20 protein-coding genes and 1 other RNA gene are annotated in these 18,697 nt (G+C 67.7%); 12 read left to right on the top strand and 9 right to left on the bottom strand.

The window, feature by feature from the left end; genetic code table 11:
* Positions 1-80 precede the first annotated feature (80 nt).
* The 3 genes from JNO53_RS09160 to rsmA all read left to right on the top strand — a co-directional run bounded on the left by JNO53_RS09160 (position 81) and on the right by rsmA (position 3,372).
* Entirely contained in the window at positions 81-1,409 is a 1,329-nt protein-coding gene (locus JNO53_RS09160) for a peptidylprolyl isomerase (protein ID WP_203110004.1), read from the top strand.
* Complete coding sequence (pdxA, locus tag JNO53_RS09155) at positions 1,406-2,434, top strand: 4-hydroxythreonine-4-phosphate dehydrogenase PdxA (protein ID WP_203110002.1); 1,029 nt, start codon at positions 1,406-1,408, stop codon at positions 2,432-2,434. Before JNO53_RS09160 ends, pdxA begins: the two co-directional genes overlap by 4 nt.
* Before the next feature lie 104 nt (positions 2,435-2,538).
* Positions 2,539-3,372: a 16S rRNA (adenine(1518)-N(6)/adenine(1519)-N(6))-dimethyltransferase RsmA gene (rsmA, locus tag JNO53_RS09150; protein WP_203110000.1), complete on the top strand. Its 834-nt coding sequence runs from the start codon at positions 2,539-2,541 to the stop codon at positions 3,370-3,372.
* A 91-nt stretch (positions 3,373-3,463) separates the two neighbouring features.
* Here the strand turns inward: rsmA and JNO53_RS09145 are convergent, their stop codons facing one another.
* Positions 3,464-4,345: an OmpA family protein gene (locus JNO53_RS09145; protein ID WP_203109998.1), complete on the bottom strand. Its 882-nt coding sequence runs from the start codon at positions 4,343-4,345 to the stop codon at positions 3,464-3,466.
* Positions 4,346-4,694: 349 nt separating this feature from the next.
* Positions 4,695-6,794, bottom strand: a complete 2,100-nt coding sequence (locus tag JNO53_RS09140) for a malate synthase G (RefSeq protein WP_203109995.1) — start codon at positions 6,792-6,794, stop codon at positions 4,695-4,697.
* 140 nt (positions 6,795-6,934) lie between these two features.
* On the opposite strand from JNO53_RS09140, the gene JNO53_RS09135 reads away from it, so the two are divergent.
* The 4 genes from JNO53_RS09135 to JNO53_RS09120 all read left to right on the top strand — a co-directional run bounded on the left by JNO53_RS09135 (position 6,935) and on the right by JNO53_RS09120 (position 10,798).
* Positions 6,935-8,143 (top strand): hydrolase, encoded by a 1,209-nt coding sequence (locus JNO53_RS09135; RefSeq protein WP_203109993.1) that lies wholly within the window; start codon positions 6,935-6,937, stop codon positions 8,141-8,143.
* Entirely contained in the window at positions 8,140-9,156 is a 1,017-nt protein-coding gene (locus tag JNO53_RS09130) for an arginine N-succinyltransferase (RefSeq protein ID WP_203109991.1), read from the top strand. The genes JNO53_RS09135 and JNO53_RS09130 overlap by 4 nt, the downstream gene beginning before the upstream one ends.
* Positions 9,157-9,199: 43 nt before the next feature.
* Complete coding sequence (locus JNO53_RS09125) at positions 9,200-10,447, top strand: N-succinylarginine dihydrolase (RefSeq protein WP_203109989.1); 1,248 nt, start codon at positions 9,200-9,202, stop codon at positions 10,445-10,447.
* Positions 10,448-10,543: 96 nt separating this feature from the next.
* Entirely contained in the window at positions 10,544-10,798 is a 255-nt protein-coding gene (locus tag JNO53_RS09120) for a hypothetical protein (RefSeq protein ID WP_203109987.1), read from the top strand.
* 46 nt (positions 10,799-10,844) lie between these two features.
* On the opposite strand, the gene recF is transcribed toward JNO53_RS09120, so the two are convergent.
* Complete coding sequence (gene recF / locus JNO53_RS09115; protein WP_203109985.1) at positions 10,845-11,930, bottom strand: DNA replication/repair protein RecF; 1,086 nt, start codon at positions 11,928-11,930, stop codon at positions 10,845-10,847.
* Between the two features lie 227 nt (positions 11,931-12,157).
* Here recF and JNO53_RS09110 point away from each other — a divergent pair, with 227 nt between their 5' ends.
* Together JNO53_RS09110 and JNO53_RS09105 are read left to right on the top strand one after the other, a co-directional pair.
* On the top strand, positions 12,158-12,277 hold the full coding sequence (locus tag JNO53_RS09110) for a recombination protein F (RefSeq protein WP_191984679.1): 120 nt from the start codon (positions 12,158-12,160) through the stop codon (positions 12,275-12,277).
* Positions 12,274-12,489 carry a PspC domain-containing protein gene (locus JNO53_RS09105; protein ID WP_203109983.1) on the top strand — a complete coding sequence of 72 codons (216 nt, stop codon included), beginning with the start codon at positions 12,274-12,276 and terminating at the stop codon, positions 12,487-12,489. Before JNO53_RS09110 ends, JNO53_RS09105 begins: the two co-directional genes overlap by 4 nt.
* A 21-nt stretch (positions 12,490-12,510) precedes the next feature.
* On the opposite strand, the gene JNO53_RS09100 is transcribed toward JNO53_RS09105, so the two are convergent.
* Genes JNO53_RS09100 through JNO53_RS09080 form a run of 5 tightly spaced genes read right to left on the bottom strand, consistent with a single transcriptional unit; the run spans position 12,511 to position 16,046 of the window.
* Positions 12,511-13,293 (bottom strand): SDR family oxidoreductase, encoded by a 783-nt coding sequence (locus JNO53_RS09100; RefSeq protein WP_203109976.1) that lies wholly within the window; start codon positions 13,291-13,293, stop codon positions 12,511-12,513.
* A 1-nt stretch (position 13,294) separates the two neighbouring features.
* Complete coding sequence (locus JNO53_RS09095; protein WP_203109975.1) at positions 13,295-13,834, bottom strand: NUDIX hydrolase; 540 nt, start codon at positions 13,832-13,834, stop codon at positions 13,295-13,297.
* Positions 13,834-14,508 (bottom strand): TPM domain-containing protein, encoded by a 675-nt coding sequence (locus tag JNO53_RS09090; RefSeq protein ID WP_203109973.1) that lies wholly within the window; start codon positions 14,506-14,508, stop codon positions 13,834-13,836. Before JNO53_RS09090 ends, JNO53_RS09095 begins: the two co-directional genes overlap by 1 nt.
* A gap of 3 nt (positions 14,509-14,511) precedes the next feature.
* Complete coding sequence (locus JNO53_RS09085; RefSeq protein WP_203109971.1) at positions 14,512-15,345, bottom strand: TPM domain-containing protein; 834 nt, start codon at positions 15,343-15,345, stop codon at positions 14,512-14,514.
* Between the two features lie 20 nt (positions 15,346-15,365).
* On the bottom strand, positions 15,366-16,046 hold the full coding sequence (locus JNO53_RS09080) for a LemA family protein (protein ID WP_203109962.1): 681 nt from the start codon (positions 16,044-16,046) through the stop codon (positions 15,366-15,368).
* A 164-nt stretch (positions 16,047-16,210) separates the two neighbouring features.
* Between JNO53_RS09080 and mscL the strand changes: the two genes are divergently transcribed.
* Together mscL and ssrA are read left to right on the top strand one after the other, a co-directional pair.
* Entirely contained in the window at positions 16,211-16,645 is a 435-nt protein-coding gene (gene mscL / locus JNO53_RS09075) for a large conductance mechanosensitive channel protein MscL (protein WP_203109960.1), read from the top strand.
* A 114-nt stretch (positions 16,646-16,759) separates the two neighbouring features.
* Positions 16,760-17,106: a transfer-messenger RNA gene (gene ssrA / locus JNO53_RS09070) on the top strand.
* An 83-nt stretch (positions 17,107-17,189) separates the two neighbouring features.
* Here the strand turns inward: ssrA and JNO53_RS09065 are convergent.
* A complete protein-coding gene (locus JNO53_RS09065) occupies positions 17,190-17,891 on the bottom strand; it encodes an arylesterase (RefSeq protein ID WP_203109958.1) in 702 nt (233 codons plus the stop codon).
* Between the two features lie 47 nt (positions 17,892-17,938).
* On the opposite strand from JNO53_RS09065, the gene JNO53_RS09060 reads away from it, so the two are divergent.
* Complete coding sequence (locus JNO53_RS09060; protein WP_203109956.1) at positions 17,939-18,628, top strand: ATP-binding cassette domain-containing protein; 690 nt, start codon at positions 17,939-17,941, stop codon at positions 18,626-18,628.
* Positions 18,629-18,697 lie beyond the last annotated feature (69 nt).

Here is an 18,697-nt window from a genome sequence, read left to right as displayed (position 1 = left end):
CAGCTTCGGTTAAGCCGTCGCCGGCCAATGCGCCGCAAGCGACAGCGGGCGCCGTGTAGCGCCGGAAATGGGATTTGCAGGTGATCGAATACAAGTTTTCCAAGCTGCTCGCGGGCATTGCCGCGTTGGGTCTCGCAGGAGGGCCGATCGCGCTGCAGGCGCAGGCCGCCAACCCGCTCAACATTCCCGACGACGTCGCGCTGCTGGGTGAAGGCGATCCCAACGTCCGCACGGCGACCGCCGTGGTCAACGGCTCGGTGATCACGGGCACCGATATCGAGCAGCGGGTGGCGCTGCTTCTCGGGGCGAGCGGAAACCAGCTCACGCCCGAGCAGCTCCAGGCGGCGCGGATGCAGATCCTGCGCAACCTGATCGACGAGACGCTGCAGATCCAGGCCGCGACCGCGCAGGAGATGCCGGTCACCGAGCAGGAAGTCGACGCGCAATATGCCGAGATCGCCCAGCGCAATAACCAGAGCATCGAAGGGATGAACCAGGCGCTGACCGCGATGGGCTCCTCGCCCGCCTCGCTCAAACGCCAGCTTCGTGCCGAAATCGCCTGGCAGCGCCTGCTCAGCCGCAACGTCGCGCCCTTCATCAATGTCTCGCGCGAGGAAGTGACCGACGTGCTCGCCCGGATGGAGGCGGATCGCGGCACGGTCGAATACCGTATCGGCGAGATCTTCCTGTCCGCCACGCCGGCGAACCGCGAGGCGGTGCTCCAGAACGCACAGCGCATCGTCGAGCAGCTTCAGCGGGGGGCCGACTTCTCGGTCTATGCGCGGCAGTTCTCCGAAGCCTCGACCGCCGCGGCGGGCGGCGATCTGGGCTTCGTCCGGCTCGACACGTTGCCCACCGAAATGGCGACGGTCGCGCGCGACATGGAGCCCGGCCAGCTCGTCGGCCCGTTCGAAATTCCCGGTGGCTTCGAGATCGTCTATCTGATCGACCGGCGCCAGGTCGGCATGCCCGATCCGCGCAACGCGATCCTCAGCCTCAAGCAGATCTCGATCTCCTTCGCGCCCGGCACGACCGAAGCGCAGGCCGCGGCCCGGGTCGAACAGTTCAACACCGCGATCCAGGGCATGCGCGGATGCGGCGATGCCGAACGCGTCGCATCCGAGATCAATGCCGAAGTGGTGACCAACGACGGCATGCGCGTCGCGCAGCTTCCCGAGCAGTTGCAGCCGACCATCCTCGGCCTGCAGGTGGGCCAGGCGACCCCGCCCTTCGGCTCGCTGGAGGACGGCGTGCGCGTGCTGCTGCTCTGCGGGCGCGACGATCCGCAGACCGATGGCGGGCCGAACTTCGACCGGATCATGAATCAGATCGAGGACGACCGCATCGCCAAGCGCGCCCAGCGCTATCTGCGCGACCTGCGCAACGACGCCTACATAGAGTACAATTGACGCACGCGCCGCTCGCGCTTTCGCCCTTGGTCGCTTCCTTGGGTGATCCGGCGGGTATCGGGCCCGAGCTGATTGCCGAGGCCTGGGCGCGGCGCGAGGCGGAGCGGCTGCCACCATTCCTGGTGACGGGCGGTGCCAGCCTGCTGCGTGCCGCCGCTGCCTCGCGCCAGATCGACCTGCCGGTGGAAACCATCGCCGATCCGCAGGAAGCCGCCGCAGTATTCCCGCGCGCGCTGCCGGTTCTCGGCGAGGATGACGGGGACTGGGCACCCGGAACGCCCAGCCGCGACGGCGCGCGGCTCGCTCTTGCCTCGCTGGACAGAGCCACGCGGCTCGCCGTCTCCCAATCCGCCGCTGCCCTCGTCACGGGGCCGATCGCGAAGGCGCGGCTCGCCGAGGTGGGTTTCGCGCATCCTGGGCAGACGGAATATGTCGCGGCCGCCTGCGGCGTTGCAGCGCGGTACGCTGTGATGATGCTAGCGGGCCCGCAGCTCCGCGCCGTTCCGCTTACCGTGCATGTCGCGCTGGCCGAGGTGCCGAGCCTTCTCACCCGCGACCTCATCGTCCGGCGCGCGCGCGTGGTCGCTGCCGCGCTCGAGCGCGATTTCGGCCTCGCCCGGCCGCGGCTGGCCGTCGCCGGTCTCAACCCCCATGCTGGCGAGGACGGCAAGTTCGGGGACGAGGAGGCCCGGATCATCGCCCCCGCGGTCGCTGCGCTGCGCGAGGAAGGGATCGATGCCACCGGCCCGCACCCCGCCGATGCGCTGTTCACCCCGCGCGGCCGCACCCGCTTCGACGTGGCGCTGGCGATGTATCACGATCAGGCGCTGATCCCCTTGAAGGCGCTCGACTTCGACAGTGGGGTCAACGTCACGCTCGGCTTGCCGATCATCCGCACCAGCCCCGACCACGGCACCGCCTTCGACATCGCCGGCAAGGGCCTCGCCGACCCCGGCGCAACCATCGCCGCGATCCGCATGGCCGGCGAATGCGCGGCGCGCCGGGCAGCCGATCGGAACCCATAAGCGCTCGAATTCGACAGCCCGTTCGTCATCCCAGGATGGCGATGTGACGCTCGGATCGAATCTCCTTCGACAAGCTCCGGACGAACGGTCTAGGGACGCGGAACATGGCCGACCTCCCACCCTTGCGTGAAGTAATCGCGAAACACGGGCTCAGCGCCTCCAAGGCGCTGGGGCAGAATTTCCTGTTCGACGCGCAGTTGCTTGACCGCATCGCCGCCGTTCCCGGCGACTTGCGCGACCGTGCGGTGCTCGAGATCGGCCCCGGTCCCGGGGGCCTGACGCGCGCGCTGCTCAAGGCCGGCGCGCGGGTCACGGCGATCGAGATGGACCGCCGCTGCCTCCCCGCCCTTGCCGAACTCGAAGCCGCCTTCCCTGGCCGCCTGCGCGTGATCGAAGGCGACGCACTCACGCTCGACCACGATGCGACGATGGGGGAGCCCTTCGCCGTCGTCGCCAACCTGCCTTACAACGTCGGCACCGCGTTATTCGTTCGCTGGCTCGGCGGGCCGAGGGGAAACGAGAACGCGTGGCCGCCGCAATGGACCAGCCTGACGCTGATGTTTCAGCAGGAAGTGGCCCAGCGGATCGTCGCTCAGCCGGGCACGGGCGCCTACGGCCGACTGGCGGTGCTCGCCCAGTGGCGCTCGGCCGCACGGCTTGCGATGAAAGTTCATCGCAGCGCCTTCACCCCGCCGCCCAAGGTGACGAGCGCGATCGTCCACATCGAGCCGTCCGCGATGCCGGAAGGGGTCTCCGCCCGGATCCTGGAACGTGTTACCGAGGCGGCGTTCGGTCAGCGCAGGAAGATGCTCCGCCAGAGTCTCAAGGGCGTGTCCGGTGCGCTGGAGGCACTGGAGAGGATCGGCATCGACCCGCAGCGGCGAGCGGAGACGCTCAGCGTGGCGGAGTTCGTGGCAGTGGCTCGGCAACTGTCGTGACGGCTACGCCCCGCCGGCGGACATTCCTGCATGTCCGCCGGCGGGGCGCCTCGATCATCGCGGGGGCGGGCTCGGCCCGCCCCGGTACGGCTCAGAGGCCCTCGACGCTCTTGCTGACGAGGATGTTCACCGCGACGCGGCGATTCTGCGCCTTGCCGTCGGGCGTAGTGTTGTCCGCCAGCGGGTCGGCCTCGGCCATCCCGGTGGGGGTCAGCATCCGATAAGGCGCCCAGCCGCAGGCCTGCTGCAGATAGTTGACGACGCGGCTGGCCCGCTTCTCGCTGAGCTCCTGATTGAGTTCCTGGCTGCCGGTCGAATCGGTGTAGCCGACGACCAGCATCAGGGCGTTCTCGGTCGCCTCGGCCTGGGCCGCGGTGGCGCAGAGATCGGCCTTCGCCTGCTCGGACAGCACGGCCTTGCCCACGTCGAAGTGCACGTTGGTGGTGCCCTTGACGTTGTACTTGTCGATGTCGCCCATGCGGCCGCGCAGCGCCTCGGTCGCCGCGGTCTGCTCGGCGAAGCCCTGGGCGGTGCCGGTGCGGATCATCGACGCGGTGCGAAGGTCCTTGTTCTTGAGATCGATCTTGCTGGCGATCAGACCGCCGCCCCATTCCACGGTTTTGACCGAAACCGGCAGGCCGTTGAGCAGCGCGTCGGCGGCGAGCTTGTCGCGGTCGAGGCCGAGGAAGCCGCCGGTCGCCTTGATCTCGGTGGCCTGTCCCACGGCGATCACGGTGTTGGTGCCGTCGGCGCCGGTGACCTGCACCTTGTCGCCATCACGCGCGGAGATGATGCCTTCGATCTCGGGGCCTTCGGGGAGGCCGGACAGATCGGCCGGAAGCGAGCCGTACACGGTCGTCACGTACTCGCCTTCGGGGGCCTCCTGCTGCTGCGCATAGACGCTGCCCGAAGCCGACACCGAAAGCATCGCAAGCAGGAAGAGGCCCTTCGGCCTGTGGGAAATGAAACTCATTACGTTACTCCTTGATCTACATCAGCCGGCCCTGCGTGCCCGGCTGTCGAGACCCCCCTCTTCTCGCAGCATGTCACACGGCGCTTGCACGCCGCGTTCGACACCGCGGATGTCCCGGCTGTTCAGATCATCCTTTCGGGCGGATGAACGCTCCGCACGCCCCCGTGCCTGGCGAGGTCGATCCGGGCGCATCTTGCGATGAACCGATGCGGGCGTCTGCGCGGGGACCACGCGTCGAAGGCCCCAGACATGGGTAAGCCCGGGAAGTACTTCGCTTGCCGTCGCCCCCGAAACCGTCATCCCAGCGAAAGCCGGGATCACTCTCCGCCCCTTCGGAATTCGGTCGCGACTATCCCCATTTTGCCGCCGCGCGCCATTCGTGAAGCAAGGGTTCGGTATAGCCGCTCGGCTGCTCGGCACCCTTGAACACGAGGTCGCAAGCGGCGCGGAATGCGGGGCCCTCTTCGTTGCCGACGAGGGGCCGGTAAGCCGGATCGTCCGCGTTCTGCGCGTCGACCTTGGCGGCCATGCGGCGCAGACTGTCCATCACCTGCTCCCGTGTGCAGACGCCGTGGAGCAGCCAGTTGGCCATATGCTGGCTGGAGATGCGCAGCGTCGCGCGGTCCTCCATCAGGCCGACGTCGTGGATGTCGGGCACCTTGGAGCAGCCGACGCCCTGGTCGATCCAGCGCACGACATAGCCGAGCAGGCCCTGCGCGTTGTTGTCGAGCTCCTCGCGCACCTCGTCCTCGGACCAGTTGGTGCCGTCCACGACCGGGATCGTCAGCAGAGCATCCAGCCCCGGCGCATCGCCCAGCCCCTGTTGCGCCGCGAACACATCGAGCCGGTGGTAATGCAGTGCGTGGAGCGTCGCCGCAGTCGGGCTCGGCACCCAGGCGGTGTTCGCGCCGGCTTTCAGGTGGCCGATCTTCTGCTCCAGCATGTCGCGCATCATGTCGGGCGCGGCCCACATGCCCTTGCCGATCTGCGCCTTGCCCGAGAGCCCGCAGGCGAGCCCGATCGCGACGTTGCGCTTCTCGTAGGCATCGAGCCAGACGCTCGATTTCATCGCCCCCTTGCGGATCATCGGCCCGGCCTGCATCGACGTGTGGATCTCGTCCCCCGTGCGGTCGAGGAAGCCGGTGTTGATGAACACGATCCGGTCCTTCACCGCGTGGATGCAGGCCGCGAGATTGGCACTGGTGCGCCGCTCCTCGTCCATCACGCCGACCTTGATCGTGTGGCGCGGCAGGCCGAGCAGGTCCTCCACACGGTCGAACAGATCGTTGGTGAACGCGCATTCCTCCGGCCCGTGCATCTTCGGCTTGACGATGTAGATCGAGCCGCCACGCGAATTGCCGTGCTTCGCGTGCCCCTCGACATCGAGTGCCCCGATGGCCGAGGTGAAGACCGCGTCGATCACGCCTTCGGGCGCCTCGGCACCGCTTGCGAGACGGACCGCCGGGGTCGTCATCAGATGGCCGACATTGCGCACGAACAGCAGGCTGCGGCCCGGCAGGCTCCGCTCGCTGCCGTCGGGCGCGGTGTAGCGCTTGTCGGGCGCCAGCTTGCGGGTCATCCGCCGCCCGCCCTTGTCGAAGCTCTCCTCCAGATCGCCGCGGATCACACCGAGCCAGTTGCGGTAGGCGAGCGCCTTGTCCTCGCCATCGATCGCCGCGACCGAATCCTCGCAGTCGCAGATCGTCGTCAGCGCGGATTCGAGTACGACATCGGCGATGCCCGCCGGATCGTCCTTGCCGACCGGATGTTCGCGATCGACGACGATCTCGATATGCAGCCCGTTGTTGACCAGCAGCGGCCCGCGCTCGGTCCGTCCCGCGAACTGTGCGGGATCGGCGAGCGGGATGTCGCCGGAAAGATCGGTCAGATCGGCCCAGCTCCCCTCGGCCAGTGCCACCGTCTCATCAAGGAACGCCCGCACCCGCGCGACCACTGCTGCACCGCGCTCCGGATCGTACCCGCCCGGCTTGGCTGGCGGCGCATCGAGCGCGTCGGTGCCGTAGAACGCATCGTAGAGACTGCCCCAGCGCGCGTTGGCCGCGTTGAGCAGGAAGCGCGCGTTAAGCACCGGAACCACGAGCTGCGGTCCGGCCATGGTGGCAATCTCCGGGTCGACGTTCTCGGTCCCGATCGCAAACGGCGCGGGTTCCGGAACGAGGTAGCCGATCGCCTCCAGGAACGCGCGATAAGCCTTCGGATCGTGCGGCTGCCCGCGCCGCTCCTGGTGCCAGGCGTCGATCTTCGCCTGCAAGTCCTGCCGTTTCACCAGCAGCGCCCGGTTGCACGGCGCAAGGTCCGCCAGAAGCTCGGAAAATCCGCGCCAAAACACATCCGCATCGCGCCCGAGCACCGGCAGCACCTCGCGCTCCAGCAGCTCCGCCAATGCGGCATGGACCTGCAATCCGGCCCGTTCGATCGTATCGGTCATTCGTCCTCCAAGCGCGTGCAATTCGAGCATCGTCCCGGGGAGGAGGACGAATGCGGCTATGGCCAAGCCCGGGATCGATTGCAAGCCGGAGAGGAGGGAGGGTTTCGCCGGGCCGAAAGCCCCGCTACAGCCGGTTGCGGATGAAACCGGATATCGACAGCACAGCCATTCTCGAGGCGATCGACCAGCAGGCGATGCTGGAACAGGTGCAGGCCTGGAGCGCGATCAACACCGGCACCGACAATCTCGATGGGCTGGCACGGCAGGCCGATGCGCTGGCGGAGGCGTTCTCCGCGCTGCCGGGAGAGATCGCGCTGGTCGACCCCGCCCCCGTCACCGCCATCGCCGCCGACGGGCGCGAGGTCGAGCGACTGTTCGGGCAGCACCTCGTTCTTCGCGTTCGCCCCGAGGCCGAGCGGCGGCTTCTGCTGACCGGGCACATGGACACCGTCTTCCCCGCAGACCACCCGTTCCAGCAGCAGCGCTGGATCGACGACGAGACTCTCAACGGCCCCGGCCTCGCCGACATGAAGGGCGGGATCGCAGTGATCCTCCACGCGCTCAAGGCCTTCGAGGCGAGCCCGGATGCGGCGAAGCTCGGCTACGACGTGATGATCAATTCGGACGAGGAGACCGGCTCCCTCGCCTCCGCGCCGCTGATCGAGGGGCTTGCCCGCGGCAAGTATGCGGCGCTGACTTACGAGCCCTCAGCCCTGCCCGACGGCACGCTGGCCCATGCACGCGGCGGCAGCGGCAACTACTCGCTCACTGTCACCGGTCGTTCCGCCCATGCCGGGCGCAATCCGGAAGACGGGCGCAACGCGATCGTGGCGGCGGCGGCGCTGGTGCTGGGCCTCAAGCGGCTCCAGACGGCCGAATGCCCGGTCAATCCGGCGAAGATCGAAGGCGGATCGGCCAACAATGTCGTGCCCGATCATGCCGTGCTGCGGTTCAATATCCGCCCGAAGAGCCCCGATGCTGCGCAGACATTCGAAAACGGCCTCGCCGCGCTGATCGGCGAGGTCCAGCAGGCACATGAAGTCGTCATCCACCGCCACGGCGGCATTACCCGACCGCCCAAGCCGGTCGACCGCCGGGCGCAGAAGCTGTTCGACCTCGTGCGCGACTGCGGCGCCCTGCTCGGGCAGGAAATCGGCTGGAAATCGACCGGCGGGGTGTGCGACGGCAACAACATCGCCGCTACCGGCGTGCCGGTGGTCGATACCATGGGCGTGCGCGGCGGCGCGATCCATTCGCCCGACGAATTCCTTATCGTACCCTCGCTCGCCGAGCGCGCCGCGCTCAGCGCGCTCGTGCTGCGCCATCTCGCCAACGGAGACGCCATTTGACCTTCGCCCTGCGCGCCGCGCGCACCGACGACCTCGAACCGATCTACGAAATGGCAAAGCTCACCGGCGGCGGGTTCACCAACCTTCCGCCCGATCGCGACGCGCTCTCCGCCAAGTTGAACCGCGCGGCCACGGCCTTCGCGCGCACCGACGACGCGCTCGGCGACGATCAGTTCGTGCTCGTGCTCGAAAACACCGCGACCGGCGAGGTGCGCGGCACCTGCCAGCTCTTCACCCAGGTCGGCCAGCAGTGGCCGTTCTATTCCTACCGCCTGACGACGCTGACGCAGCACTCGCAGGAGCTCAACCGCACCGTGCGCGCCGAGCTGCTGAGCCTCGTGACGGACCTCGAGGGATGCAGCGAAGTCGGCGGCCTGTTCCTCCATCCGGGCGAGCGCGCCGGCGGGCTCGGCCTGCTGCTTGCGCGCAGCCGCTATCTGTTCATCGCCATGCACCGCCGGCGCTTCGCAGACCGCGTCCTGGCTGAGCTGCGCGGGATCATCGACGAGCGCGGCGGCTCGCCCTTCTGGGACGGAGTTGCCGGTCGCTTCTTCGGAATGAGCTTCCAGGAAGCCGACTATTTCAACGCGATCAACGGCAACCAGTTCATCGCCGACCTGATGCCCAAGCACCCGGTCTACGTCGCCATGCTCGACGACGACGCGCGCAGCGTGATCGGCCTGCCGCATCCCTCGGGCCGGGCCGCGATGAAGATGCTGGAGAACGAAGGCTTCGCCTGCGAAGGTTACGTCGACATCTTCGACGGCGGCCCGACGATGACCGCCAGGACCGATCGGGTAAAGAGCGTCGCCGAGGCGCAGCGGCATCGGGTGGAGCGGTGCGATCTCGAATACGGTGAGCGCGCGATCATCGCCACCGGCGCGCTGGGCGGCTTCCGCTCCGCCTACGGCATGCGCGAGGTCACGCCCGAGGGGACGCTGGCGATCGACGAGACAGCCGCCAAGGCGCTCCGCGTCGGCCCGGATGACGAGGTATGGAGCGTAGCGCGGTGATGCCTCGCTCCATACGCCCGCACCCTGCACTGAAGATCATCTCATGACCCTCGTCGAGATCAACTTCGACGGCATCGTCGGCCCGAGCCACAACTACGCCGGCCTCAGCCTGGGCAATATCGCCAGCGCAAGTCACCGAGGTAACTCCTCGTACCCGCGCGCCGCGGCGCTGCAGGGGCTGGCGAAGATGCGCGGCAACATGGCGCGCGGGCTGGCGCAAGGCTTCCTCCTTCCCTTGCCCCGCCCGAACGAGGGCTTGTTGGCGCGTCTCGCGGTAGACGAGACTGCGGACCGTGCGCTGCTCGCCGCGGCTTGGTCGGCCAGTTCGATGTGGACCGCCAACGCCGCGACCGTCAGCCCCGCGCCCGACACGGCGGACGGGCGCTGCCATCTGACACCCGCCAACCTCTCGACCATGCTGCACCGCGGGCAGGAATGGCCGGACACGAAGCGCCAGCTCGACGTCGCCTTTGTCGACGCGGCGCATTTCGCGGTGCACGACGCCATCCCGCCCAGCTTCGGTGACGAGGGCGCGGCCAATCACATGCGGTTCTGCGACGGGCACGACGCGCCGGGCGTGGAGGTGTTCGTCTACGGTCGCCCCGGCGGCAAATTCCCCGCACGTCAGCACGAGCAGGCGAGCCGTGCGGTGGCGCGTCTCCACGGGCTCGACCACCAGCGCGCCGTATTCATCGAGCAGAACCCGGCGGCGATCGAAGCGGGCGCGTTTCACAACGACGTGGTCGCCGTCGCGAACGAGCGGGTGCTGTTCACGCACGAACAGGCCTTCGCCGACCAGGCCGGCGCCTGCGAGGCGATCCGCGCGAAGTTCCCCGCGCTCGAAGTGGTCGAAGTGCCGGCAGGCGCGGTCAGCCTCGAAGAAGCCATCCGCACCTACCTGTTCAACGCGCAGCTTCTCACACTGCCTACGGGCGAGATGGCGCTGGTCGTGCCGGAGGAATGTCGCGAAAGCGCGGCCGTGTGGAGCTGGTGCGAGGCGATGCTGGCGAGCAACGGTCCGATCCGGCAGGTCATTCCGGTCGACGTGCGCCAGTCGATGGCCAACGGCGGCGGCCCCGCCTGCCTGCGCCTGCGGGTGGTCGCCGACCCTGCAACGGTCGATCCTCGCTTCCTGCTCGACGAGGCCAAGGCGGAGCGGATCGAACAGGTGATCGCTGCCACCTGGCCCGAGCAGATCGATCCGGCCGATCTCGGCAACGTCGCGCTGGCCCGCGACGTACGCGCGGCGCGGGCGTCCCTTCTTGAAACACTCGGATTATCGGACATCTAGGGCGCTTGGACCGCCCCCGGGGAACTCCTACTCTCGCAAGCCTGTTAGCCGTGGTGGGGGCGCCGAACGCTGCCCGCGGCAAACGAAAGGATGTGAATGTTCAGGAAGGTCGGCCGGCTATTCGTCATCAAGACGCGGGCCGAAGCCTTTCTGATTATCTATGCACTCGCCCTCGGTGCCACGGCGCGCGGATCCGCCTACCTCGAGCAGTTCCCCGGTTGGGGCGGCAAGCTCCTCTTCCTTGCTTGCACCGGCGCAGTGTTCCTCGCCGGCGCGAAGATCCTCGACGCGCTGCGCTATGAACGGGAACGCGCGGAAACCGCTTCCGCCGCCAACGCTCCCAAGTCCTGAAGTCAGCCGGCGAAAGCCGGAATGACCGAGCGATCGATGCTCCGGCTCAGGTAGCGCAGGTGACCGCTCCGGCGGAAACCTCCCACATCGCTGCTTCCCCCTGGATGCCCGCGAAAGGTGCGCGCTCGGTGCCTGTCAGCCACGCTTGTGCGCCCCCTGTCCGCAGGCGGGTGAACAGCGCCTCGCGCCGCAGAGGGTCGAGGTGCGCGGCGACTTCATCGAGGAGCAGTACGCCGGGCCGCCCTTTGGCCGCCAGTTCGGCGTGCGCGAGGGTGATCGCGATCAGCATCGCCTTCTGCTCGCCGGTCGAGCAGATCGCAGCGGGCGCGCCCTTACCCGCCATGGTGACGTCGAGATCGTCGCGATGCGGACCGGTGAGCGTGCGCGCGGCCTGGCGGTCGCGGCGGCGGCTTTCGCGTAGGGCGACGGCGAGGTTTGCCTGATCGAGCGGGCCACCCGCCGTATAGGCGAGCGCGGGACGTGCGAACGGTTCCTCGGGTAGCTCGGCCAGTGCCTCGGCGACTGCGGCGATCGTCCGCGCACGGCCATGAGCCAGCGCGCTGCCGTGTTCGGCGAGATGACGCTCGACCCCGTCGAGCCAGACCGGATCCGGCGGCGTGTCGTCCGACAGCAGGCGGTTGCGCTCGCGCAGGGCGGCCTCGTAGCGGGTCGCATGCCGAGCATGCGATGGATCGAGTGCGAACGCCATGCGGTCGACGAAGCGTCGCCGCCCGCCCGCGCTGTCGGTGAAGAGGCGGTCCATAGCCGGGGTGAGCCAGCTCACCGCCAGCCATTCGCCGAGACTGGCCGCGCTCGCCTCCGCGCCGTTGACTTGCACCAGCCGCCGGTTCGGGCGGTCAGGACGGGCAAAGGTGCCAAGCCGCACCGGCTCGCCGCCGTCAGCCGCGAGCGAGGCACCGATCGCGAAGCCGCCCGCGCCGCCGCCGCGTGCCATCTCGGCAAGCGGCGCACGGCGCAAGCCGCGGCCCGGCGCGAGGAGCGAGAGCGCCTCGAGCACATTGGTCTTGCCGGCACCGTTCTCCCCGGTGAGCAGGTTGAAATGCGCGGTCCCCGACAGCTCGCTGCGCACGTGGTTGCGGAAGTCGGAGAGGGTGATCAGGTCGAGCGCCATCGGAGCGCGGGCGATAGCCGGGCCGCCTTGCCAAGACTATCGGATTCTCCCGATACCGACATATGGTGAAATTTCCCAACCCTCGGCGATGAACGACCGGTGAACTTTCTATGCAGGTTCGGGAAATGGCGGAATTCTGCCATTTTCGTAAATTGGCACGCGACGTGCAAAGCATGGGATGTTCGCGGGATTGGCCCTCGAACGACACAAGGAAGGGAAGAGTTTCGATGCAATCGTTCAATCAGATGAGCAACCGGGTCCTCGCCGCGGTCTCCGCTTTCGCCGTCTCGGCCGTGTTCTTCGCCGCCGCGATCGTCCCCGCCAGCCCGGCCGGCATCCTGGTATGAGCCGGCCCGAGCGCAACCGCCCCGCCGTGGCGCCGGAGCGCAGCTTCCATCTCGACAAGCGGAATGGCAAGCTCTTCGGCGTCTGCAGCGGGATCGCCGATTACTTCGGGATCAATGCCACCTGGGTCCGCATCGGCTTCGTCGCCGGCACGCTGATCGGGTTCGGATCGCTGATCCTGGTCTACCTCGCGATCGCACTGATCGCCGATTGACGGGTCCCCGGCGGGGGCCCGTCACATCGCCGAGATACCGCCGTCGAGCTTGAGCTCCGCCCCGGTCATGAAGCGGCTTTCATCGCTGGCCAGATAGACCACCGCGTTGGCGATATCGTCCGGCTCTCCGACGAATTTCAGCGGAATCTGCCGCGCCAGCTTCTCCAGCAGCACATCCTTGTCGAGATTGTGGTGCCGCGCCGTTCCGTCCAGGATCGGCGTGTCGACGAACGTCGGGTGAACGGAGTTGCAGCGGATGCCCATATTGTTCTTCGCGCAGTGCAGCGCGATCGACTTGGTCAGCATCCACACCGCGGCCTTGCTCGCATTGTAGGCGGGCATCGTGTCGCTCGCGATCAGCCCCGCGATGCTCGAGATGTTGACGATCGATCCCGGCGCATGCTCGCGCATCAGCGGCAGGGCCTTCTGGCAGCCGTGGAAGATCGAATCCACGTTGACCGCGAAGCAGCGCTTCCAGTCCTCGAAATCGCAGGTCTCGATATTGCCGCCGACGCCGATCCCGGCGTTGTTGACCAGCACGTTGAGCCCGCCGAGCTGCTCGCGCGCGGCCTCGACCGCCACGGCCCAATCGTCCGGATCGGTGACATCGTGCGCGATCGCGAAGGCCGTGCCGCTGCCGCAGCTTTCGTTGATCGCATCGGCCGTCTCTGCCGCGCCGCCGCCGTTGAGATCGGTGCACAGCACGCGCGCGCCTTCTTCCGCCAGCCGCCGCGCGTGCGCCGCGCCGAGGCCCTGCGCCGCGCCCGTCACCAGCGCCAGCTTGCCCGCACACCTGCCCGCCATATCAGTCCTCTCCGATGAAGCCGCTCGCCAGCAGCATGGCGATGCGCACGTCGATGCCGTGCCCCAGCGCGCGCCGTTCGGCAACGAACCGCGGCAGATCGGCAAGGGGCACGCGGTGGACGGTGATGTCCTCGCTGTCGGTGCCGCCGCCGTCGCCCACCTTGGTCAGTCCGCGGGCACGCATCAGCGTGAAGCTCTCGCTGACCATGCCGGGCGAGGAGAAGAACTCGCCGCAGCTTTCCATCCGCTCGGCGCGGTAGCCGGTTTCCTCCTCGAGCTCGCGGGTGGCGGCCGCTTCGGCCTCCTCGCCCTCCAGGCCCTCGTCGTCCCCGATCAGCCCCGCAGGCAGTTCGAGGCAGACCTTGCCGAGCGGCACGCGGTACTGCTCGACAAGCAGAACATGGCCGTCCTCTACCGCGAGAATCGCCGCGGCGCGAATGCCGCGCGCCCGGCCGACGTACTCCCACCGGCCGCGCTTCTTTGTGATGAGGTACTTGCCCTGCCAGACGATCTGCTCTGGCGCGTCTTGGTCGGCCGCCATCAGACTTCGATCAGCCGGTCCGGCAGCTCGTTGATGTCGTCGTCCGCGCGCGGGAACTGACCGGCAAGAACCTTGCCGACATCGCGCACGCCGGCGGCCATGCCTTCGGCCAGGCGGCTTTGTCTGATCTCGGTGAGCATGTCGGCCATCGCCTCGCCCCAGACCTCGGCCGGGACTTTCTCGGCGATCGGCTGGTCGGCGACGATCTCCGCACGATGCTCGCGCATCGAGAGATAGATCAGAACGCCCGTGCGTCCATGCGTGCGCCGCTCGGCCCCGACCTTGAACAGCTTCACGGCCTTGGCATGCACGCGCGCGTCCTTCACCGGGCCAGGCACGAGCCAGAACTTGAGCGGCTGCCAGAGCTGGATCGCCCAGACGGCGGCAAACTTGATCAGGCCGAGCGCGGTGAGCATGCCGAACAGCTCCCCGGCGGTCCATTCGTGGGTCCAGCCGCCCATCAGCCAGTCGACCTCGCCGAGGAAGAAGTCGGGGAACAGCGCCACCACGCTCATCGCCGTAAAGGCCGCGGCGATCGCCCACAGCAGGGCGATATCGTTGTAATCGTCCGACCGGTCGGCAAGCACGGTGACGATCTCGCCCGAGGTCTCGCTTTCGGCCGCGGAAACCGCTTCGGTGACGATCCGGTGCTGGTCGGCTGTCAGGTACTGCATCGCCTACCACCCCCCGGAGGCGCCGCCGCCTCCGAAACTACCGCCGCCGCCGGAGAAGCCGCCGAAGCCGCCTCCTCCTCCGCCACCGAAACCTCCAAAGCCGCCACCGCCGCCCCAGTCGTCGTTATCCATTAAGCCGCGCGCAACGGCCTGTCCTGCTTCCCACAGGATGATGTTGCCAACCGCGTCGCCGACTCCGCCGCCGCGATAGCGCCGCTTGCGCCCGCGCCCGAGCATCGGGAGGACGAAGAAGAAGAACATGAAGGCGATCCAGATCAGCGCCCCGAACGGGAACCCGCCGTCGCTCTCGCGCGCCTGCTCGGCCTGCGCGGCGACTTGCGCCGCTTCCTCGGGCGGCAGCTCGAGCTGGTTGATGATCCGGTCCGCGGCCATCGCGATGCCGCCCGAATAGTCGCCCTCGCGGAAATAGGGCTTCATCGCTTCGATATATTCGAACGCCAGCCCGTCGGGGATCACGCCTTCGAGGCCATACCCGACCTCGATCCGCATCCGCTTCTCGTTCGGCGCGACGATCAGGATGATGCCGTCGTTGTTCTCGGTATCGCCCAATCCCCAGGCGCGGCCGAGACGATAGCCGTAGTCGGCAATGTCGTATCCCTGGAGATCGGGGATCGTGGCGATCACGAACTGCCGCTGACTGCGCTGCTCGAACGCGTCGAGCTTCTGCGTCAGCGCCGCTTCGGTCGCGTCGTCGATCACGTTTGCCGCATCGACCACCGGCGCCCTCCCGCGCTCGGGAAATTCCTGCGCGGCGGCGGGCAACGCAAAGCCGACCGCCGCAGCGAGGATCAGGAGCAGGCGAGCCAGCTCACGCATCGCGCCTGTCCGGCGGGCGATCAATTGTTCGCCGCGGCGGCGGGCAGTTCGGCGGTGTTGTCGTTGGCGCCGGCATCGGCTCCGGATGCAGAGCCGCCGACGCCCATGTCGAGCGTGGGGGCGACTTCGGCGCCGGGGGTCACGGACTCGTACGGCACCATCGGCTCGGCGCCATGGATGATGTTCGCGCCGATCGTGTCGGGGAAGGTGCGGATCGTGGTGTTATACTGGCGCACCGCCTCGTTGTAGTCGCGGATGGCGACGCGGATGCGGTTCTCCTGCCCTTCAATCTGCGTCATGAAGCGGCCGAAGTTCTCCTGACTGCGCAGCTCGGGATAGCGTTCGACCGAGACGAGCAGACGGCTCAGCGCGCCGCCGAGCGTGTTCTGCGCCTGCTGGTACTGCGCCATGGCGGCGGGATCGGAGAGGTCGTCCCCGTCCACCTGGATCTCAGGCCGGGTGGCAGAGGCACGCGCTTCGATCACCTGATTGAGCGTCTCGCGCTCCTGCTCGGCGGACGAAAGGACGATTTGCTGCAGGTTGGGGATGAGATTCGCGCGTTCCTGGAACGCCGCCTCCACATCGGCCCACTTGGCCTTGGCGTTCTCTTGGGCGGCCGGGACCGAATTGATCCCGCAGGCGGCCAGGCCGAGCGACGCGAGTGCGACGAGCGAAAAACGGCGGACGGACTTCCAGTTCATCGAAGGCTCCCCTTGTGCGGGCGCATCGCGCCCTGCGAGCATCTGTATTGCGCAGATAGCACACCGATAGCGCTTTTCAAGCGGCGCCGCGGGCTTGGCAGCGTGCGTCGATGATGTAAGAAACATTTATCGAGCCGAAGCTGGAACGAGGAGGCGCACCGGACATGATGGCGGATTTCAAGGCGTTCATCGCCAAGGGGAATGTGATGGACCTGGCCGTCGCCGTGATCATCGGCGCGGCCTTCGGCAAGATCGTCACTTCGCTGACCGACGATGTCATCATGCCGCTTGTGGGATGGATATTCGGCGGCGCGGACTTCTCGAACTATTTCATCCTGCTGAGCACGCCGGGGGGCTACACGGGATCGCCGAGCGATTACGCCGCACTCAAGGAAGCGGGCGCTGCAATGATCGGTTACGGCGCATTCGTCACCGCGGCGATCAACTTCCTGATCCTGGCCTTCATCATCTTCCTGCTCGTGCGCTACACCAAGAAAGTGCTCGCCGAATTCGAGAAGGCCCCGCCGGAGGAAGCCGCCGGCCCGACCGAGATCGAGCTGCTCACCGAAATTCGCGACGAGTTGAAGAAGCGCGGCTGAGCGGCGACCGCCAAGCAGGCGGGGTTCGATCCAGGGCTCTGCCGTGCTTGCTTCGGATAGTGCCTGGCCCCTGTCTACGCAGGGCGCGACGGTGGATCGGCGGACGATCCACGTCCACTTCACATTCATCCGCCAGCGCCTATATAGGGTCTCGCCGGTTTCGACCGGCTATGGCGATAAACTGCGGTGTGCAATAGGCACAACGGACCCGGGGGCAGTACCCGGCGGCTCCACCAAAAACCGCGCGAAAGTGCGGGTTCTGACGGGGCCGAACCAGGATCGACGTGTGTTGAAAAGCACTGTTTTCGCCCGGGCTGAGTAACCCGTTAAAGGCTCAAAACTCATAAGTGCCAACGACAACGAAGCACTTGCTCTCGCTGCGTAATGTGACGGCCTAACGGCCTGAATTTACAAAGCTAAGAGCACGGTTCGGACCGAACCGGGTAACAGAATCGGAAACCGGGGGCCCGGGGGAGCCTAGCAACAGAATCCCCCACTCATGCATTTCCGGCCCGCAACCACCGGATGACGGGAAGACGGAATGCTAGTCCTCCGGAGCCTCCTCCTCCGGCAGCGCCTCCGCCACCTCGCCTGCCGTCGCCTGCACCAGCGTCTCGATCCCCTCTGCGGTCGGATGGATCCGGTCCGGCTGGATCAGTTGCGGCTGATCGTAGACCGCCTCCAGGAAGAACGGCACCAGTTCCACGCCATACTCCGCCGCCAGCGCAGGATAGAGCGCGTCGAACGCCTGCTGGAACTCCGGTCCATAGTTCGGCGGCGCGCGCATGCCCATCAGCAGGACGGGAATGCCGCGTTGCTTGAGAATATCGAGCATGCTCGCGAGGTTGGCCTTCGTCTCTTCGGGCGAGAGCCCGCGCAGAAGGTCGTTCCCGCCCAGCTCGAGGATCACGAGATCGGGCGTCTCTTCCTGCGAATCCAGCGTGAAGGCCAACCGCTGAAGTCCAGCGGCCGTCGTGTCCCCCGACACGCCTGCATTGGCGACCTGCGCGTCGATCCCCTGCGCCCGCAGCGCCGCCTCCAGCCGCGCGGGGTAGCTCTCCTCCTTCGCGACGTTGTAGCCGGCGAAGAGGCTGTCGCCGAAAGCGAGGATGTGCCGCTGCGGCCCGGTGACGGGGACCGCGTCCGCCGTCTGCTCCGCCGCGGGCGCGGGCTCGCGCTGCGGCGCTTCGCCGCCACAGGCGGCCAGTGCAAGGACGGCGACAATCGACAGACGGCTGAGACGCATCGGCAAGGCTCCTTGTTCGTGGCGCCTGCCTATGCCATCGCCGGGCTGTGACAAACCCCTCTCTCGCGATTTCCGCGCGCAACCTCACCCTCACTCTCGGCCAGACGGGCGCTCCGGTCGACATCCTGCGCGGCGTCGACCTCGACGTTGCGCAGGGGGAAATCCTCGCGCTGCTCGGCCCCTCCGGTTCGGGCAAGAGCTCGCTCATGGCGGTCCTCTCGGGGCTGGAGCGGGCGAGCGGCGGAAGCCTGACGGTGGCGGGGCAAGACTTCGCCGCGATGGACGAGGACGCGCTGGCGCTCGCCCGGCGCGGGCACATCGGAATCGTGCTCCAGGCCTTTCACCTCCTTCCCACCATGACCGCGCTCGAGAACGTGGCGACGCCGATGGAGCTTGCCGGCGACAGCGACGTGCAGGCTCGTGCGCGCGCCGAACTCGAAGCCGTCGGCCTCGGCCACCGGCTCGACCATTTCCCGACCCAGCTTTCTGGCGGCGAGCAGCAGCGCGTCGCCATCGCCCGCGCCACGGCCCCTCGCCCCAGCCTCATCTTCGCCGATGAGCCGACCGGCAATCTCGACGTCGCGACCGGACACGGCATCATCGACCTTCTCTTCGCCCGCCGCGCCGAGACCGGCGCGACCCTGCTCGTCATCACGCACGATCCGGAGCTGGCCGAGCGCTGCGACCGGGTGGTGACGATCGAAGACGGCCGTATCGCGAGCGACCGCCGTGGGTGAGATGGGGTCAGGCGGACGAACCTGTCCTTCGAGACGAGCCTTCGACTTCGCGCCTGCGGCGCTTCGCTC

This window comes from Altererythrobacter sp. C41, assembly GCF_016803135.1.
Taxonomy (GTDB): Bacteria; Pseudomonadota; Alphaproteobacteria; order Sphingomonadales; family Sphingomonadaceae; genus Pelagerythrobacter.
This window is presented reverse-complemented; position numbering and strand designations above follow the sequence as displayed.

Bases quoted from the DNA above. Each gene is read 5' to 3' on its own strand.
- recF (WP_203109985.1), bottom strand. From the start codon at position 11,930: ATGGCGCTCGACCTGATCACCCTCTCCGACTTCCGCAACCACGTGCGC.
- JNO53_RS09090 (WP_203109973.1), bottom strand. From the start codon at position 14,508: ATGCAGTACCTGACAGCCGACCAGCACCGGATCGTCACCGAAGCGGTT.
- JNO53_RS09095 (WP_203109975.1), bottom strand. From the start codon at position 13,834: ATGGCGGCCGACCAAGACGCGCCAGAGCAGATCGTCTGGCAGGGCAAG.
- JNO53_RS09120 (WP_203109987.1), top strand. From the start codon at position 10,544: ATGTTCAGGAAGGTCGGCCGGCTATTCGTCATCAAGACGCGGGCCGAA.
- JNO53_RS09140 (WP_203109995.1), bottom strand. From the start codon at position 6,794: ATGACCGATACGATCGAACGGGCCGGATTGCAGGTCCATGCCGCATTG.
- JNO53_RS09065 (WP_203109958.1), bottom strand. From the start codon at position 17,891: ATGCGTCTCAGCCGTCTGTCGATTGTCGCCGTCCTTGCACTGGCCGCC.
- JNO53_RS09100 (WP_203109976.1), bottom strand. From the start codon at position 13,293: ATGGCGGGCAGGTGTGCGGGCAAGCTGGCGCTGGTGACGGGCGCGGCG.
- JNO53_RS09125 (WP_203109989.1), top strand. From the start codon at position 9,200: ATGACCCTCGTCGAGATCAACTTCGACGGCATCGTCGGCCCGAGCCAC.
- JNO53_RS09145 (WP_203109998.1), bottom strand. From the start codon at position 4,345: ATGAGTTTCATTTCCCACAGGCCGAAGGGCCTCTTCCTGCTTGCGATG.
- JNO53_RS09135 (WP_203109993.1), top strand. From the start codon at position 6,935: ATGAAACCGGATATCGACAGCACAGCCATTCTCGAGGCGATCGACCAG.
- JNO53_RS09110 (WP_191984679.1), top strand. From the start codon at position 12,158: ATGCAATCGTTCAATCAGATGAGCAACCGGGTCCTCGCCGCGGTCTCC.
- JNO53_RS09080 (WP_203109962.1), bottom strand. From the start codon at position 16,046: ATGAACTGGAAGTCCGTCCGCCGTTTTTCGCTCGTCGCACTCGCGTCG.
- JNO53_RS09105 (WP_203109983.1), top strand. From the start codon at position 12,274: ATGAGCCGGCCCGAGCGCAACCGCCCCGCCGTGGCGCCGGAGCGCAGC.
- JNO53_RS09085 (WP_203109971.1), bottom strand. From the start codon at position 15,345: ATGCGTGAGCTGGCTCGCCTGCTCCTGATCCTCGCTGCGGCGGTCGGC.
- mscL (WP_203109960.1), top strand. From the start codon at position 16,211: ATGATGGCGGATTTCAAGGCGTTCATCGCCAAGGGGAATGTGATGGAC.
- rsmA (WP_203110000.1), top strand. From the start codon at position 2,539: ATGGCCGACCTCCCACCCTTGCGTGAAGTAATCGCGAAACACGGGCTC.